The organism is Ferdinandcohnia sp. SAFN-114, from assembly GCF_059415045.1.
Map to the genome: position 1 here is coordinate 1 of NZ_JBPFDQ010000003.1, position 18,271 is coordinate 18,271.

Annotated in this window: 14 protein-coding genes; 5 read left to right on the forward strand and 9 right to left on the reverse strand. The window is 39.7% G+C overall.

What is annotated here, in order from left to right; genetic code table 11:
• Window positions 1-356 precede the first annotated feature (356 nt).
• The 3 genes from ACR65M_RS01495 to ACR65M_RS01505 form a co-directional block, all read right to left on the reverse strand.
• The gene (locus tag ACR65M_RS01495; RefSeq protein ID WP_121445708.1) at window positions 357-1,643 is read right to left on the reverse strand and encodes an extracellular solute-binding protein; all 1,287 of its coding nucleotides are present in this window, start codon (window positions 1,641-1,643) and stop codon (window positions 357-359) included.
• 204 nt (window positions 1,644-1,847) lie between these two features.
• Window positions 1,848-2,444: a DUF624 domain-containing protein gene (locus ACR65M_RS01500; protein WP_440272362.1), complete on the reverse strand. Its 597-nt coding sequence runs from the start codon at window positions 2,442-2,444 to the stop codon at window positions 1,848-1,850.
• Between the two features lie 336 nt (window positions 2,445-2,780).
• Window positions 2,781-3,638, reverse strand: a complete 858-nt coding sequence (locus tag ACR65M_RS01505; RefSeq protein ID WP_121445706.1) for an SIS domain-containing protein — start codon at window positions 3,636-3,638, stop codon at window positions 2,781-2,783.
• Between the two features lie 330 nt (window positions 3,639-3,968).
• Here ACR65M_RS01505 and ACR65M_RS01510 point away from each other — a divergent pair, with 330 nt between their 5' ends.
• Window positions 3,969-5,039, forward strand: a complete 1,071-nt coding sequence (locus ACR65M_RS01510) for a hypothetical protein (protein WP_440272363.1) — start codon at window positions 3,969-3,971, stop codon at window positions 5,037-5,039.
• Window positions 5,040-5,261: 222 nt separating this feature from the next.
• On the opposite strand, the gene ACR65M_RS01515 is transcribed toward ACR65M_RS01510, so the two are convergent.
• The 3 genes from ACR65M_RS01515 to ACR65M_RS01525 all read right to left on the reverse strand — a co-directional run bounded on the left by ACR65M_RS01515 (window position 5,262) and on the right by ACR65M_RS01525 (window position 10,525).
• Complete coding sequence (locus tag ACR65M_RS01515; RefSeq protein ID WP_440272364.1) at window positions 5,262-8,135, reverse strand: family 10 glycosylhydrolase; 2,874 nt, start codon at window positions 8,133-8,135, stop codon at window positions 5,262-5,264.
• Between the two features lie 555 nt (window positions 8,136-8,690).
• Window positions 8,691-9,830 (reverse strand): M15 family metallopeptidase, encoded by a 1,140-nt coding sequence (locus tag ACR65M_RS01520; RefSeq protein WP_440272365.1) that lies wholly within the window; start codon window positions 9,828-9,830, stop codon window positions 8,691-8,693.
• A gap of 11 nt (window positions 9,831-9,841) precedes the next feature.
• Complete coding sequence (locus tag ACR65M_RS01525) at window positions 9,842-10,525, reverse strand: TraX family protein (protein WP_440272366.1); 684 nt, start codon at window positions 10,523-10,525, stop codon at window positions 9,842-9,844.
• 400 nt (window positions 10,526-10,925) lie between these two features.
• On the opposite strand from ACR65M_RS01525, the gene ACR65M_RS01530 reads away from it, so the two are divergent.
• On the forward strand, window positions 10,926-11,450 hold the full coding sequence (locus ACR65M_RS01530) for a hypothetical protein (protein WP_341333035.1): 525 nt from the start codon (window positions 10,926-10,928) through the stop codon (window positions 11,448-11,450).
• A 165-nt stretch (window positions 11,451-11,615) separates the two neighbouring features.
• Here ACR65M_RS01530 and ACR65M_RS01535 read toward each other — a convergent pair whose 3' ends face one another.
• Window positions 11,616-13,013 carry a VWA domain-containing protein gene (locus tag ACR65M_RS01535; protein ID WP_440272367.1) on the reverse strand — a complete coding sequence of 466 codons (1,398 nt, stop codon included), beginning with the start codon at window positions 13,011-13,013 and terminating at the stop codon, window positions 11,616-11,618.
• Window positions 13,014-13,285: 272 nt separating this feature from the next.
• On the opposite strand from ACR65M_RS01535, the gene ACR65M_RS01540 reads away from it, so the two are divergent.
• The 3 genes from ACR65M_RS01540 (at window position 13,286) to ACR65M_RS01550 (ending at window position 16,134) form a co-directional block, all read left to right on the forward strand.
• The gene (locus ACR65M_RS01540) at window positions 13,286-14,263 is read left to right on the forward strand and encodes a M20/M25/M40 family metallo-hydrolase (protein WP_440272368.1); all 978 of its coding nucleotides are present in this window, start codon (window positions 13,286-13,288) and stop codon (window positions 14,261-14,263) included.
• 387 nt (window positions 14,264-14,650) lie between these two features.
• Window positions 14,651-14,851: a hypothetical protein gene (locus ACR65M_RS01545; protein ID WP_440272369.1), complete on the forward strand. Its 201-nt coding sequence runs from the start codon at window positions 14,651-14,653 to the stop codon at window positions 14,849-14,851.
• Between the two features lie 404 nt (window positions 14,852-15,255).
• A complete protein-coding gene (locus ACR65M_RS01550; RefSeq protein WP_440272370.1) occupies window positions 15,256-16,134 on the forward strand; it encodes an N-acetylmuramoyl-L-alanine amidase in 879 nt (292 codons plus the stop codon).
• Between the two features lie 98 nt (window positions 16,135-16,232).
• Here ACR65M_RS01550 and gloA2 read toward each other — a convergent pair whose 3' ends face one another.
• Together gloA2 and araA are read right to left on the reverse strand one after the other, a co-directional pair.
• On the reverse strand, window positions 16,233-16,619 hold the full coding sequence (gloA2, locus tag ACR65M_RS01555; protein ID WP_440272371.1) for an SMU1112c/YaeR family gloxylase I-like metalloprotein: 387 nt from the start codon (window positions 16,617-16,619) through the stop codon (window positions 16,233-16,235).
• 226 nt (window positions 16,620-16,845) lie between these two features.
• Entirely contained in the window at window positions 16,846-18,261 is a 1,416-nt protein-coding gene (gene araA / locus ACR65M_RS01560) for an L-arabinose isomerase (protein WP_440272372.1), read from the reverse strand.
• Between the last annotated feature and the right edge of the window lie 10 nt (window positions 18,262-18,271).

The following is an 18,271-nucleotide window of genomic DNA, read 5'->3' on the forward strand; positions in this document are numbered from 1 at the left end:
TCAAATTAATGAAAAAGTGTTAAATTTAATATGGATAGGTGTTTTATATATGTCTCATTTGGCTAGGTCAGTTCATTGAATCTGCTATAACTGTGGGCTCTTTTCTTTCCCATAGGTTATTCCCTCCTAATCTTCTAAAACCTTTTCGTATTGCGCAGATTAGTAAGTCCACATGATGTGGGTCACAAAGACGTTTCCACAGGAAGTGGGGGTATGAAGCCTTAGTCTTTGGATCTTACTTTATAAAAAGTTCCATGATAAAATCTGCGGCAACGCAAAAGGCTTACCTCTTATTCAGCTTTTGCTGGATAAAAGTAAATGGGCAGATGTTCATCTGCCCATTCAATTTTCATATATTAACGAGCTAAAATATCATTAACTTCTTTTTCAGCTGCTTCAAGCTCTGCATCAAGGTCTTCATCATTGATGTAGATATTTTGTAGATGTTTATTGATTGCACTATCTACATCGCCTGCGTTTTCAACACCAAGGTAGAAATCTGTTGCTTTGTCTAAACTTTCAACAGATGCTGTTAAAGCTTGTCCTTCTAAAGTTCCATCATTTTTATAGAAGTGCTCATCCTTCGCAGCTTCTTTAGTAGATGGAAGTGTGTTTGCTACTTTCGAGAATGCTAATTGATTCGCATCATTTGTTACATAATGTGCAAATGCTGTTGCAGCATCTACATTCTTCGATTCTTTAGGAACAACTAGGTTCATTGTGTTTGTAAAACGAATGCCCGCTTTTCCTACTGGTGCTGGAACCGCGATTGTATTTTCATATACATCTGGTGAAGCTGTTTTTAATTGGTTAATAAATGAAGAACTTGAGATGATCATCCCTACTTGTTCACTACCAAACAGCTCAACCTGCTTACTAAAGTTCGGAATATCCTTTGGAATAACCCCTGCTTCGATTAAATCGATATTGCCTTGGATATATTCTTTTACTTCGTCGTTATTGAAGATTGCTTTATCGCCTTCTACAATTTTGAAACCTTCTTCAAGGATAGAGCGAGTTTCCATTGTGAATACGTATCCAAAAGAATCTGTTTTGTCAGCAATTTGTTTACCCCATGCTGCTAGATCTTCTTTTGTTTGTGGCGGATTATTTAAATCGATTCCTGCTTTTTCTGCTAATGATTTATTGATATAAAGAACCGGAATACCTGTATACCATGGAAGGGCATATGCACCATCACCCTGTACAGTAGAATCATAGATTCCTTCAAAATATATACCCTTTTGCTCATCTGTTAATGCCTGATTGAAATCTACTAACGCACCTTTTGACGCCATTTGATGAGCCATAACTGTATTTAAGTTAACTACATCTGGAGCTTGCTTACTTGCAATACTTGTTAATAATTTGTTTTGTACTGCATCATAAGGGAAGTCCTTCCAATCGATTTTTACGTTTGGATTTTCTTCTTCATATTTCGCAATAAGATCATTGAAGTAATCATTAAATGTTGGTTGAAGCGAAATGGTCCAAAATTCAACTGTTGTCTCTTCGTCCCCGCCTTTTGCTTTATCTGAGCCTGAATCTTTTGTTCCTGAATCTTCAGAACTACATGCAGCTAAGACACCTAAAACAAGTAAAAACACCATTGCTACGGATAGTACTTTTTTGAATCTACTCATTTTTTCCCCACCTCATTTGGAATTTTTTGAATTTTGATCTCTAATAGCAACTCTCTTTGTGTACCCCCTACTAGACTTCAAAACCCTTTTTGATTAAACGCTTTCAATAGAGAATTTTCTATCTATTAGAAATGTATCACCTTTTGGAGATTAAATCCACCTTTTTTATAAAAAAATAAAAAAATCTCCATTTTTTATTTTAATCTAACTATTCTCTGCCTCATAATCTCTTGCCATCATGACAAAATAGTAGGTAAAGGCAAGAAGACTGAAAGAGATTAAAAAAGGAACAAATCTTAAATAGATTGATAAAATCACAATCATTGTATTGATTATGATGATGAGTAAAGGCTTTAATGGTTTTCTAAAAAATAGAACAAAACTCCGAAATACTAAAGGTTTTAAACGATGCTCACCCAATATAAATAGTTTTGTAAGATAGCTAAATATCCCGAAAAATAAAAGAATCATAATGATATTAAAAGGAAGAAGAAAATTCTGTAACTCATTTGGTAAATAAAAGGAGGCGAAAATGTCTCCTATGATGACGACCGAAATAAAAAGAAGAGTCATCCAGACTTTCATCCCTTTTATTAAATACTGAATAAATAGCTTAAAAAACATTTTCCATGCAGGTAGCGGATCGTCTTCTGATGTATATTTAATCGCCCCCACCAATGCAACAAAGGCAGGGTATGCAGTTACGAGAGGAAGTGAACATATAATAAATAGAAAGTTTAATAGAACCAGATCTACTATATATTCGAGAACCTCAAATAGCTTATTATTTGAAGCAACCATGATTTTCACCTTTCTCTATTCGATTAGATTCTTGTTCAAAAAGGAGGATGAAAAGGACCCGTCTTCAACAACGCTACGTCCTGTGCAACTGTCTACACTAGCCCATCCTGCTCGTTTATAGTTCGAGGCGGTGCAGATTTGAACAGCGCAACGTATATTGTGAATACGTAAGCACAAAGAATGTTCCTTCCTTGAATCCGTTTCGCACGCCGGAAAAGTGGTTACTTTTCCAAGGAACTAAAAACCAAGCCAACGAACTTCCACTGGATGTGCCAGCTTTTAGTCGAAGTTCCTCCAGCGCTATGACATTTTCGCCAGCCGTTTTGAACATCCACTCTAGTACAATTTATCAAGAACTGATTCCGCTGTATTTTTTATCGCTCTAAATGTTTGTTCTTTATTCTTAAGAGCTGCATTTGTTGCTAGAACATCTAATAGTAAAAGCTGAGCAATCTTTGAAGAGAAAATACCACCTTCAAATGGGGATTCCTTATTTGCAGCCAACAGAATTAAATCCGCATATTTTGTAATCGGTGACCTCGCCTGGTTTGTAATACAGATGATAAACGCATTATTTTCTTTCGCAATTTCAATTGCATCAACGACGTCCTTTGTGCTTCCTGATGAAGACAAGGCAATAATTAAATCTTCTTTGCCTAATAACGAAGCAGTCATTGACATGATATGTGAATCAGAAACATGTTCTGTATCATAGCCCAGCCTCATAAATCGATGTTTGCCGTCTAATGCCGTGAATCCTGAAGAACCAACCCCGAAAAAATAGATTTTCTTGGCGCTATTAATCTTTTCGACCGCTGTCTGTATAGTAGGATCTTGGAGTAGGGCGACTGTATCATTTAAAGCACTTACATTTTGATTCGCTATCTTTTTCGCAATCACATCAAGGGAGTCATTTTCCTCAATCTTTCCATATACTTGTTCATCAACTTCCATTAGGTTTTGTGCGACAGCCAATTTAAACTCTTGAAAGCCACGATATCCTAGTTTTCTACAAAAGCGCAAAACAGTAGTTTCTCCAACCCCTACCACTTCCGCTAAATCGGTAACAGACGAATAGACTGCTTCCTTGTGGTGTTCCATTATATAATCCGCTACCTTTTGCTCTGTTTTCGTAAGCGAGTTATATACAGATGTAATAATTAAAAGAGGGTTTACGTTCTCTGTCTTTGGCATTATAAAAATCTCCTTTTTTACTACTAAAATAGTTTGAAGGAATATTCCTCCATTTTACACAAAAGAGAATATATCCTCCAACTCAAGAATACAAAATTCTCCCCGCTGGGTCAAGGGGACAGGTCCCTTATTCCACCATTTATTTACATCTTGAAGTTAACTTGTCCATCACTTATCTGTTAAAAAGGGGACTTTTTCCTCATTTATACAAAAAAAGGAGGAAAAATCCATCAAATATCGAAAGTAAATTAATATTGAATTCCCATCCCAACCTCTAAATGATTGAGCAACTGTCATTGGGATTTCAATAATATGGAGAGGAGGAACAAAATGAAATTGAAGTCTACTTTAGTCTTAGGTACTGTTTTATTGGCATTTCTTTTGCCAAATCAGACATTCGCCAATGAAAATTATGTACCAATCGAAACACTTCAGCCCGCTGTTCATCTAGAAAAGCCCGAATTAAAACAAACAGGAGGAAAACTGATACTGAGTGATTCTCCAGAAACATACTCCGACAGTGGTGCGTTTTATCGCGACTCCGCTACAGGAGAATTTCGTGTATTCTGGCATCATCAGAATACAAGTGGAGAAACTCGAATCGTCAGCCTAGCCCTAACCAATACCTCTGCGGAACCAGTAATGTTGTTCTCTAAAGGAGTTGGCGCTACAGCTAGTATTTATCCAGACGTTGCTGGGAAGGAAGCGTTAGTACAATTCCTAGAAGAAAAGGCTGAAAAAAAATACATTCAGACCCTACAGCCTGGTGAGAGCTATTTCTTGGAAACAAGTGCACCCGACGGAGAAACGGTTAGTGGGATTGCCCAATATGATGTTTATACAAAACATGGGAATCAGCCAGCCACTGTCACTGCAACGATTCTTAATTACGTAGAACGACCAGCTGACCCACTTTCTGTTGATATCTTACCGCCAGACTCACATGTTCGCGGAAGTTTTCCACACTTTGATCGTGAAGGTACACTTACGTATGATACTGCTTTAGGAAATGCCTATATTCGCCTCTCATCTGCTGCCTATGGTCAATGGAGCGATAAGTTACCGGGAGAATATGAAGAAGGTATTAGTGTTGTGGATGGAAACAAGCCGGTAATTAACAATGGGAATTATGGTGTGTTATATGATTTAGACGTTAAAGTGGAAAACAGTTTACATCGTCCACTGCAACTCTCAATCTATGATAATCCATCAGGTGGATTTGGCCATTTTGTGATGCAATGGAACGGTCACCTTAACACGACCGGCTTCCTAAGCTATGTAAATGCATGGAAGTTTGCGTCTGAAAACATTGGAGCCAACGGGAATCAATATGATTTTGTTACAAGTCTTCCAGGCGGCGCATCAGGTCCATCTGTGATTTACTTTGTTCCAGAAAACTAAAAGATAGAAAGGCTGCCATGATCAACATGGCAACCTTTTTTTGTGTCACCGGTTCAGTTGCGCCTCACAATTTCAGCTGTGGGACACGGGTCCATCCGCTCACACATTCAGTTGTGGGGCTCGGGTTCAATTGCGGCTAACGAATTCAACTGTGGGAAACGGGGACAGGTCCCCCGTCCCACCATATTTTTACAGGGACAAGGGACCTGTCCCTCCGTCCCATTATAAACTTTTTAAATATGATACTAGTTGTTCAGCCACTTCTTCTGGTATGTGTTTACCAGCATGTTTTTGAACAAATAGCTGAAGTTCTTCTAGTTTTTGGTTACCACTCGCTTTTGCTTCCTCTGCTTGCTCAACTAAGCCATCTTCTTTAAGTTTTTCTGCTGAAGCAAAATCCTTTTGTGCACTTTCTAATTGAGCGAGTACCGCTTGTTGGATACCTTTATTTGTGAAAGTAGCATTTTCAACAAATTCGATTACCTCATCAAATGTAAGTTCTTCACCAATAACTGTTACCGTTTGTTGGTGTGTTTTGAAACCATCGACAGTAACGACTATTTCAATTTGATTTTCACCTGGCTGAAGTGCAAGCTGTGCTGTGAATTCACCGTTTGATTGAAGTGTTGCTGGTGAACCATTCACTTGTACGTCTGCTTCTCCAGGTCCGACTACTTGCACTTTTCCTTGATATTCAAAACCTACAGTTGGATAGGTTTTCCCCTCATACTCTAAAAATCCTTTTAATAACGCGGAACGAACCTCATCCCCAATATCAAAATTAGTACCAACTAGGACCCTTTTTTCACGGGCACCGGAACGATCAAGTGCTGAAACGACAAATCCACCTTCAGGAATGAGGCTATTGTTATCTTCTACAGCAGTCCAGTTCCAGTTCATTGCTTGTTTTTTATTGACCATCTTAACAACTTTACCATTTGCATCAACTACTGCTTCTACTCCCCATTTATTGGTTCCTGTTGAAAGTCCAAACGAGTCAGAGTAAACATTTAAATTATCATCATTACGATTGACATTGAAGAAATCGCCAACAAAAGGACTTTCTGGTTGGATTGGATTACTGATTCCTAAAACATAATCCTTCACGTATTCCTCGTCTGCAATAGAAGCTTTAATAACAGGGAAGTTCGCTTGTGAATAGTCAAAAAGCATAAGCCCACTTGTGTTTTGAAGACCAGCTTGGAAGACTTCTCTTTGTAGGGCTGGATCTTGTACATTCACCAATGCCATTCCTGCATACAGAGGTACTTGTCCATCAGTTAAAATATTTCCTAACGTAATATATTTATTGATTTCCTGTGATGTCGTTTGGTACGTACCAATCATTAGGAAGTCTAATTTATCTGTATAAGCTGTTTGTCTATACTCTTCCCCATATAAACTCTCTTGAGGAAATTGCAAGCGAGAATCATATGAAAAGGTAGGGCTCGACCAGTTTACACCGTTTAGATAATACGATTCATACCATGAACCAACATACGCAGATAACTGTATATCTCGATTTTCACTACTATTATAGTGGTCAACTAATTCTCTTGTTTCTTCTACGTAACTATTAATGACTCCTGATCTAAACGTATACCATTCATTAATGAGCGGACCATCTACCCGGTTACTACCTTCATAATAGAAGATATCTTCTGGCCAATTTGTTAATGTTTTTCCTTTTTTATTAAGGAACTCTTCAAATTGCGTTTTAGTAAGATCGCTAAAATCAGCAAAATAATTATCATATCTTCCACGGTCTAATAAGACGCCGTCAACATCATAGTTTTTCATTACTTCTTCAAATGTTTTTAATTGATAGTCACGAACCTCAGGGTTAGATGGGTTCACAAATGTAACTAATGCACCACTTTTACCATACGTACTTTCTCTTAAAGGTAAAATTGCTCCGTTATCTTCAGAACGATAGACTTCCTCTTCCCATTCTGGATGATCATTTAAAACGGCAAATTCATTATGAGCAATAGAGCCTTCCGCGAACACGTTAAAAGAAGCATGAACCTCTAATCCTAACTCATGGCCATGTTTGATAAACTCTTCTAGTAAATCTAAATCTGGGTTCGAACCACTTCTACCTTCTGCTGTCATCTCACTTACATATGGACGATTTGTTAAATCATTCTTTTGATAGGAAGCGAATCCTTCAACACCTTTTACATCTAACACAACAGCCGTTACGCCTGCATCTTTCGCCTCGAGGAGCATATTACGTACATCCTCACTAGACTGGAATCTTCGAGCGCTTGGTCCTTGCTCAACCCAGAGAAACACTTCCTTCTCCTCTACAGATGGGTTGTCCTGATAGTAAACAACTAGAGACTTTACATCATGTAAAATATCATTCTTGTAAATTTCTACATCAATATAATTCGTCCCTTTTGCCAGTTCATACACATACTGGAAGGAACCACCTTCTTGAAGCTCTACCTCCTGCCCATTTACAAGTAATTGATAGCTTTGATCACTTTCAATGTTTTGAATGGAGCCAGAAATATCAGCCTGCGATTTAGTAAGCGTATACATTAATTCATTTTCTAAATTAATACTTGCTTTCAATCCATCACCAGTCATAAATTCTGTAATAGGAACTTCATTTCCGTTTTTCCTTAACTTAATCGTATCGCCTACTTTAAAATTTGTGGCTAAGAATTTACGGAAGTTTTTCGTTGCCCAAGAATCGTCATGAGCTAAAAGCACATACCCACCTTCTGGTATTGCTAAAGACTGTTCTTCCTCCCAAACAGGTGGTGCCCCATTTACAGATTGACTAACAACGTCTGTAACTTTATTATTTGCATCCACTTGAACAGCAACCCAGAACTGTTTCACTAAAATCTCTTTTGCATACTCAGATGTATAAAGCATGATAAAATCTGCTTTACCCTCAACATCTTCATCAATATAACTTATTGGATGCTTAAGCCCCATTGGATCAATTGAAGGGTCTAATGGTGCTGCCTCAACCTCAATCAAATCCTCACTTTTCGTTTCAGCAAGTGGTGAAACCGGAAATAAGGAAATCAGTAATAGCAATGATAAAAAAACACCTAAAAACTTTTTGACTTTCACAACCTTCACTCCCTTAATTTTGTAAGTTAATTTGGTAAGTTAAAAAAATTTCTTTACACCTCCCATAACCATTAGAAGGTAATAACCTCCTAAAAATAAAATAAGTTAGGAAAAATCCTCCTGAACTCAACATACAGAAGTACATTTAAGAGGTCAATGAAAAAGTTGAATTTTCAAATAAATAGGAAAAAGGTAATAGGACATGAGTTGGGTCGCAGGGTTAGGTCCCCTGTACCACTTCCATTAAACAAAAAAAGGCACAATAAGTGATTTTTTTAGCCACTCATTGCGCCTTATTTATTTCTCATAAAATTTTCGTTTGCAATATCAACATTTTAAGTGCCTATTTTCACACATCAAAAATACGTCCAAACAAACGATTGATTGAATTTCATATTTCATGCTGATATTGAATTAGGGTGCTAATCAAACGTTTGTTTGAAATTAAAGTTCCAGATTCACACTGAGTTAATAAAAGCGAAATTTCACTATAGTAGAATAGGGACGAGGGATCTGTCCCCTTGACCCACCGCAATCTGCGGGGCCTTTGTCCCGTTATGGGCTCTCGCTTAATATGTCAGTTAGTAGGTAACCCCCGTCGCTTGGGTTTTGTTTAGTTTGGTTCATGGCATCTAGATCGTTGAAGTGCCACCATTCGGATGCGAGTGGTGTGAGTCCAGCGTTTGTTAAATAGGATTGGAGTGTTTTCGCCGATTCATTCATTGTGTCTGCTAAAACTGCATGTTTCCATGCTGTTGGCGATGATGATGGGACAGGCTTTGTAAATGTAATGGATGCCAAGCTTAGTTCGTGAATAGGTGTTGGCATCGTATATTCTGTGTAATCCGTGATGTCGGTCACTAAATATTCACCAATGGCTATATCTTCTTTTGATTCGACTCTGGCTAAAGTTACATCAATCGCATAGCCCATTTGATGGTTCGAAATGTTTTTAGCGATAAACCAACCTGTGCTCCACGGAGCAGTATTTATGCCAGCCATTACAGCCATATCCTCATATGCAACAGAAGTCAATGCATCTACCACTGCTTTTTGAACGGAATAAGGTCGATATCCTTCATATATGACCAGCGTATCGCCATGCGCCAATGCTTCTTGTTGGGCAAGATATACCTTTTTTGACATGGAATACAAAACCGGTACAATGAATTCTTCTTTCCCAAATCTCTCATTAAAAGCTTTACCCTCATACAAAGTTTGTCCAGTTATTCCTGGGATTTCGATTCCGGACGAAACGAACTTAGAAGAATAGGTGTTGCTGCTATTATAGGCAATGGAAGGAATCACGTCGGGAAGATTAATGAAACAATACGTATGATCAACCCATCCCTCTGAAGTGGCATCTTTCACAAACCACCACTTTCCTTCTTCTTTTAAAATTGTAAAAGCTGTTCCAGCATTAAGTGTTTCAATAGTTTCCGAGTCTACATTTGGAGAAGTTTTTAGGTTTAGATCAACAGATGTATATCCTGTTGCACCATGAATCGGCAATTCCAAATCACCTTCATATTTTTCAGGAGTTGGGATTGGCTCTAACTCTTCCAGCGAATCTGTTTCTTGAACGTTCGCCACAGCTTCTACCGACTCTTCAACTTTCACATTTCCTGTAACATTTGAACAAGCTGCAAGTACCAGTAAAAATGAAATAAGTGCAAGTATCTTAGATCTGGACATATACCCGCCCCCTAAGCGTAAATTACGTATTTTATAATATATAAAACGATTAAATGTAATGGATAAAAAACATAAAATCCCCATTTTAAAAGGTTTGATTTTCTCCCACGTCTGCCTTTGTACAACAGTAACAATGGGATGGCCAAGAAAATGCCAATTTGATACGCATGATGCCAGCCCATATTCAAAATTTGCGGTATGATGTGGGCAAATATCCCGATAAGAAGAAAGCTAATAATTTGTTTTTTCAATTGTCCTCGATAAATGCCAAAAAATACGATCCACAATACGGCCACGAAGTTCCAATCTGCAGGATACGCAAGCATACAACAGACCAAAACAAGGGCTAGTTTCGCATACAATGGGAGTTTTTCACTTTTTACAATCGTCAACGCGATTAATCCCAACGCGAGGCTCCACATGACACTCGTCGTTTTCCACGGCGACAATTTAAAGTATAGTACATACGGAAAGTGAGAGATAGCTGCAAATATAACCAGTCTTTCGATATACTTTCTAATATTGGATGTGTAAAAATATCCCATCGCGATAAAATAACAAAAAATCGGTGCGACAACCCTTCCAGGAATCCGCAAAACAAAACCAGCTACCGTTTCCTGAGGGATAAAACCCGCAACAAGATGGTCAAAAAACATCGCAATCAGAGCTATGTACTTCAAAGCATTTGACGTCAAATCCCTCTGAAAAATAGTATCCTGAAACATATCCTTCTGATAAGTAGTATACTGCATCCATTCTCCCTCACTTATTGCGGGACAAGGGGACAGGTCCCTCATCCCAAATTCATCAACCACATGCAAAAAGGCACAACGAGCATTTTTATTACACTCATTGTGCCCTAATCATATTTAAATTATTGGAGATAGCTCGGTACTAAACTTTTTTCTCATACCCAGGTTTTAGTATCACGGGTTAATTCGTCTCGATCCACTATTTTTTATAAAGTTAAACTTCCTAATTATATCCTTTCGGAAGATGGAAAAGATAAAGCAGATGTACCATTAGTATTCTTCGCTAATACATTTTTAATGACTATATAAAAAAAACATAAAATGAATGGCCGAGGTGTATAGAATGACAATTGAGATTTCCGATATAAGTTATTCATTTTCTTTTGAAACTGACTTAAATATGATGAATGGCTACGGTGAAATCAAAATATTTTCAGATGAAGATTTTGAACAAGAGGAAACAATTGGAGGTATTTCATTCCACTTTTATAATGGCTATGAATTTGATAGCAATCAAGAACTCCTTATCAGCTCAGACTCTGTATCTGGTGATGAAATTTATATGATACATTCATTCTTGGAAAGTGACTTCGATCGAGGAAAAATTGTTACACTAGACCGAATAGATGTACAAGAAACTTACCATTCAGTTGAGATAGAACTGCAGATTTTAGAAGAATTTGTTGAGTTCTGTAACTACATGGATTTTGACTACATAGTAGTAATTGCAGCAAACCCGAAACATCACGATAAAAAAGGAATCGTTGAATTTCCACAATTAAAACCGTACCGCGAACTCAATTTTACGAAATTGGGAGGAACTGATAATCGATTACCCGTTATGATTAAGGTTCTAGATGAGATATAAGTTACATGCGGACAGGTTGCAAAAAAACAAAACAAGCCGCTTTTTGCGACTCATTGCGCTCCCAATTTATTAGTAATATTGTTGTGGGTCACGGGGACAGGTCCCTAGTCCCACATGCTCGAGATGCAACTCCACAAAAAAGACCAGGAACAATTTCCTGGCCTTTTAGTTCCCATTCTTCTTATCAATGGTTTCTCGTATTTTTTGGTTTCCTTCGTCAATGTATTCACGTCTTTCACGGTTCCCATTGTCAATAGATTCCCTTCGGAGTTGGTTACTTGTATCGATTCCATACCGTCTTTTGTCATTCGTGTAGTCGATCACCACAGAGCGTACATTTCGGACCGGATGGTCAAAGTCCTCGAAACGGTCCTCGAGATACTCCTGCGCCGCCTTCATCCGCTCTTTTTCACGAAAGGCCTTTTCCTTCACGCTTTCTTTTGTGTCGAAGGCAATTTTCTTTTTCTCTTCTTTTATATCGAATGCTTGCTTCTTCCCAGCTTCTTTCCACTCAAACCATTTCTTTTGAATCTCTTGATACTGGGCTCTCATATACTCTTTAAGATCCCGTTCGGAGTTAACATACGTGAACTCACCATTTCCAGCACTTGCTACTTCCTTAAGAAGCTTTTGACCCTCGTTATCGACATCAAAACCAATGATATTGACGACTGTTTGGATATCGGATGAAACGAGATCTTTCGCCTCCTTCACCGGATCGCCGTTACAAGTTTCAATCCCATCACTTACAACATAGACCACTACATCATCCGTGCCCTCTGGAATATCTCCCTTAACCATTTGCAGCGCAAGCGCGATAGGTGTCCAACCAACCGGTTTCACTTGTGATAACGCATTTTGGAAACCTGCAGCTTCAAAATGGCTATTATATAAAACTTCCGTGCTGTCACAGGACAGTCCTTTATCAGAATCACTGTTCGAGCCCTTATGTCCATAAACTCGTAATGAGATGGTCGCGTTTTCTGGGACTTGTTCCGCGAATTCCATAACGGCTTCCTTCGCAGCTTCCATCCTTGTCTTGCCTCCAACCTTTGCCGCCATACTGCCACTAGCATCCACTAAAATGGCATAGTGGGCTGTTTTTAAAGTTGGCGCATCAACAGTTTCATCCGGACGATCTATGTCAACCTCAATGGTCGAATCAAAGGTAAGGAGCGTCTCCATTTCTTGATGGTAATCCTCAGTCAATAAATACTTCAGTTCTTCCAAATACTGCTCCTTGGTAAGGTCATCTGGCAACTGGTCGAGTGCTTCCTGAACCTTTGCCTCGTCATACTTGTCACCACTAAAAACCCCCGGATGACGCAGCATCTCCTGCTCAAGCTCCGTTAATTCACGCTCGACACCTTCAACTTCATAATAGGCAACCTCTCTTGGAGTATAAACTTCCTCCGTTGGCTCTTCATCTCTCTCGGCCTTAGTTGTTTTTGCTTCCTCCGTTTTTGGTCCCTCAGGTTCAGCTTTCGCCGGCTGACTCTCATCCTTCGAACACGCAGACAGCAAAAGCACCAGCATAGCCAAACTTAGTAAAAGTTTCTTCAATCCTATTCTCCCCTCCAACAATGGGTCACGGGTACAGGTCCCTCCGTCCCATATCAAAATCACACCATTTACATACTACTACAATCAACACCCATAATTTCCTAAATTAGTAAAAATAGGTAATAAGTATTATGTGTTGATATACAAGGACAGGTTTTATATCCCTATACGGGACAGGGGACCTGTCCCTCTGTCCCACCTTTCGCCCTATTTCACCTTCACTATAAATATATTAATCTATAAATTAATACCTATATGAAGGAGGAATGGGAATGAAAAAGAAGTTAGCTTTGATTTTGATTGTTTTGATGGTAAGTTTACTCGGTTTTGTTGGAGGTGTCTCTGCACAGACGGTTACGTATCATCCGTCCTTAGTCCATAAAGATGGGGCAATGGCCTATGAGCACATGAAGTATCTGGCATATGAAATTGGGCCTAGGGTTGCCGGAACTGGAAATGAACGAAAAGCTGAGCAATACGTTAAGAGTCAATTTGAACGCATGGGTTTCACTACTGAGGTTCAGGAATTTAACTACACAAGAGGCGGAGCTATTATCTCATCATCTAACGTGATCGCCTACAAACCAGGCAAATCTAGCAAACAAGTAATCGTTGGCGCACATTATGATTCCGTTTCTGCCGGCCGTGGAGTGGATGATAATGCATCTGGCGTTGGAGTTATGCTCGAGGTGGCAGAGGTATTGAAAAAAATTAATACTCCATACTCCATCGTATTCATTGCATTTGGAGCTGAGGAACAAGGCTTAAGGGGTTCTAACTACTATGCAAGTCAGATGACAGAAGATGAAATTGAAAATACAGTTGGCATGATTAACCTTGACAGCCTAGCGGTCGGGGACCAAATGTATGTCTATGGCAGCCCAGGGGAAGATGGATTCATTCGTGATCAAGCATTAAAGATAGTTGAGAAAAAGAAACTAAATATCGAAACAAATCCTGGACTAAATCCGGATTATCCTGCTGGCACAACAGGCGACTGGAGTGACCATGCTCCATTCAAGAGGGCTGGTATTCCAATCGGATATCTAGAGTCTTCGAACTGGAAAATTGGAGACTTAGATGGATACACCCAAACGGTTAAACACGGAGGAGTATGGCATACAAAAAACGACACCATTGAATTTATTGAACAAGAATTCCCTGGTAGAATCCAAGAACACCTCTCCTCATTCAGTGTATTACTAACCGATCTACTAAAGTTCATGAACAAAACAAGCACCGCAAAATAGCACTGCAGTTTGCTTTGAGTCTCAGGTGGGACGAAGGGAAAGATTCTTCGTCCCACCTTATTTTTACAGGGACACGGGACCTGTTCCTCCGTCCTATTAATTTTTTACAGGGGCGCAGGGACAGGTTCCTCGCCCTACCAATTTTTTATAGGGTCAAGGGGGCAGGTTCCTCGTACCACCGTAAATTGAACACAGGTCCAACTTTGGAATTTTCGGGATCACTGAGCCATCCTACACACCATTCACCCAATCCAAATATTAACCAATATAAAAAAGGGGCATCACCAACTTTTGGTGATGCCCTTTTTCACCTTGTTTTGTCTATAACAATCGTAAAGGAAAGATTTTGTCCAAGGACTAGTAAACTTCGGACAAGCTAGTAACGAAATGGCAAGTTTGTGTCCGAAGGCTAGCAAACTTCAGACAGGGAAGCAACGAAATGGCGACGGTGTGTCTGAAGACGAGCAAACTTCAGACAACGAAGCAACGAAATGGCGTGATTCTGTCCGAAGACGAGCAAACTTCGGACAGAGATGCAACGAAAAGGCGACGGTGTGTCCAAAGACTAGCAAACTTCGGACAAGGTAACAACGAAAATGCGACGGTGTGTCCGAAGACGAGCAAACTTCAGACAAGCTAGTAACGAAATGGCAAGTTTGTGTCCGAAGGCTAGCAAACTTCGGACTAGGAATCAAAGAAAAAACTAGTTTGTGTCCGAAGTCTAGCAAACTTCAGACTAGGAATCAAAGAAAAAACTAGTTTGTGTCCGAAGACGAGCAAACTTCGGACAATGAAGCAACAAATAGGCGAGTTTGTGTCCGAAGACGAGCAAACTTCGGACAACATAGCAACGAAAAGGCGTAGTTGTGTCCGAACACCCCCTTAGAACTTAGACAGCTGTCCCAACTATAGCCCCTATTTCGCCAAACAAGGTATGTGCCTGTACAAACAAAATGAATTTTACATATTTTAACAGTAAAGGAGTGATTTTTATGAACTGGATTCAAGATGCCGGGCATGGTGGTAGTGACCCAGGTGCGGTGGCGGACGGGAATACGGAGAAGGTATATACACTAGAAGCTGCACTTTATGTGGACAAACGGTTGGCTGAACTAGGGATTGCAAGTGACTTGACCCGTTCAAGCGATGTTACTATAAATCCCGAGCCAAGGACCTCGAAGGTAAAGAAATACAAAAAGTGTATTTCCCATCATTTTAATGCTGGCGGAGGTAGTGGTGTTGAAACCATCCACTCGATTTATGCTAATGGCAAGTTTGAGCAAATGTTAATTGAGGAATTTAGAAAAGCTGGCTATCCAGTTAGACCACGTCCTGTGTACACACGTAAGAATTCTTCGGGCGGGGATTATTACTATATGCATAGACTTACTGGAAATTGTCGTACTACTATACTAGAATACGAATTTGTAGATGGCCCACAATCCGTTAAAATCAAGGATAAAGCATACCGAGAAGGAATGTATGAATGCGTGGTTCGCGCTATTTGTCTTGATGAAGGTGTTAAATATGCTGGACCTGGTTCTGAACCAAAACCAGCGCCTAAACCCGAACCAACGCCTGTCAATCCTCCGAAAGAAAATCTCGCAGTTGACGGTTATTTCGGGCCGAAAACAATTAGTGCCCTCCAAAGATATTTTGGAACACCTGTAGATGGTTACATTAGCAAACCATCTCTCGTCATTAAAGCATTGCAAAAATGGCTCGGCGTCACACAAGATGGCTACTTCGGGCCAATTACAATCTCAGCCCTACAAAAACGACTAGGAACACCAGTTGATGGGGTCATAAGCAAACCATCACTCGTCATTAAAGAACTGCAAAGACGTTTAAACCAAGGAAACTTGGGATAATATTGAAGGCCACAGGGGTTTCTGGTGGGTCACGGGGACAGTTCCCGCGCCCCACCATTTTTTTCCTTTTGGGATGATGGACCTGTCCCTCTGTCCCATTATCTTTCGTAGAGTTCTAATGGTAAGTCGTCTGGGTCTCTAAAGAAGGTGAATTTTTTACCCGTCACCTCGTCAATTCGCAAATCTTCTACTATGATTTTTTTGGCAGTTAACTCTTTCACCGCTTCTTCTATATCATCAACTTCAAAGGCTAAATGACGCAGACCCGCTGCCTCCGGATAACTTAGTCTTTTTGACGAGTCCGGAAATGAGAACAACTCAATTTGATAGGTATCCCCAACAGCTAAATCAAGTTTGTAAGAATCACGGTCTACACGAAACGTTTCATTTAAAATGGTAAAACCAAGCTTATTGACATAAAAGTCTTTTGACCTCTCATAGTCAGTACAGATAATGGCAATATGGTGAATACGATTAATTTTCAAAGTAACCATCCTATCCTAATAGTAATTAGTAGTTGATTCATAAATAAATAGTTGGAACTCCTGGCCCTCTATAAAACAGAGTATAATAAAAAAAGAAGTGCTTGAACACTTCTTCTGTACCCTCAACGATTAACTATTCTCGAAAATATGGTAGCAATATTAAAATAAGGATAGTATTTCATGCCAGGGCTGGAACAGTGGACCTGTCCCTGCGTCCCAAAATTTTTTATTTTATTAGGACGTATTCGAGGTCGACCAGTTTGGCGTAGGTTATGATTTGGTCTGTTGTTAATTTCAACGAGACGACTGTATGGTGACCGCCGCCGTTTTGGATCCAGGCTTTTACGCCATCTTGAAAGTTTGGCTTTACCTCCCAAAGCACACGCGCTACTGGAAGATTTGGAGCTGGGGTGGTTGGTTCAAATGCGCAAACTTCATTGATTAATAGTTTGTAATGGGTACCAAAGTCGGCCATTGAGACGACTACACCGTCTCCTGCCTTCCCATCAAATACTAAACGTGCAGGATCTTCTCGATCACCGATACCAAGTGGTGAGACAACAATTCTCGGTCTATTGCTTGCTAAGGTCGGATCGACCTCAAGCATATGAGATTGAAGGACTGCTTCCTGACCAGCAGCTAATTCATACGTGTAGTCTTCCATAAACCCCGTTGATTCGTTATGGCTCATTACCTTTAATAAGCGATCAAGTGCGGCCGTTTTCCAATCGCCTTCCCCCGCAAACCCATATCCCTGTGCCATTAATCGTTGAACAGCAAGACCAGGTAATTGCTTCATACCATATAAATCTTCGAAGTTTGTGGTAAAAGCATTGTACCCTCCATCATCTAGGAAACGCTTAATCGCAATTTCATAGCTTGCTTGCACTTTTACGCTAGCTTCCCAAGCCTCTCTCTCGTAACTGCCATAATCAAACTCATAGAGCTCTTCAAATTCGGCAAACAACGCATCAATTTCTTCTTCCTTAACCTCATTTACATATTGAACAAGATCACCTATACCAAAATAATCGACTGTCCATCCGAATTGAATTTGCGCTTCAATTTTATCTCCCTCGGTAACGCCAACATTTCGCATGTTGTCACCAAATCGAGCAACTTTTATGTTGAAACTTTCATTATACGCAACGGCCACATCCATCCAGTCTGCGATTTGTTTCTGTACTTCGGGGCGCTGCCAGTACCCGACTACCACTTTATTTTTCTTTTTCAAGCGAGCATTGATAAACCCATATTCCCGGTCACCGTGAGCGGATTGGTTTAAGTTCATAAAATCCATATCAATCGATGCCCAAGGAATACTTTCATTAAATTGGGTTGCCAAATGTAAGAGTGGTTTTTGTAACAATTTTGTTCCTCGAATCCACATTTTCGCAGGTGAGAATGTATGCATCCATGTGATGACACCGGCAACCTCATCCCGATAGTTTACTTCTTTCATAAGGTTTATAATTTTATCTGCACTAACCGCTAATTCTTGTAGTATGAGCGGATAAGGTAGTATACCACTTTCATTTAAGGCGTCCGTCATCTCTTGAGCATGTGCTTTTACTTCTGCCAACGCTACTTCCCCATATAGATGTTGGGAGCCTACGATAAACCAAAATTCTTTTTTCTCCATCTTAATCCCC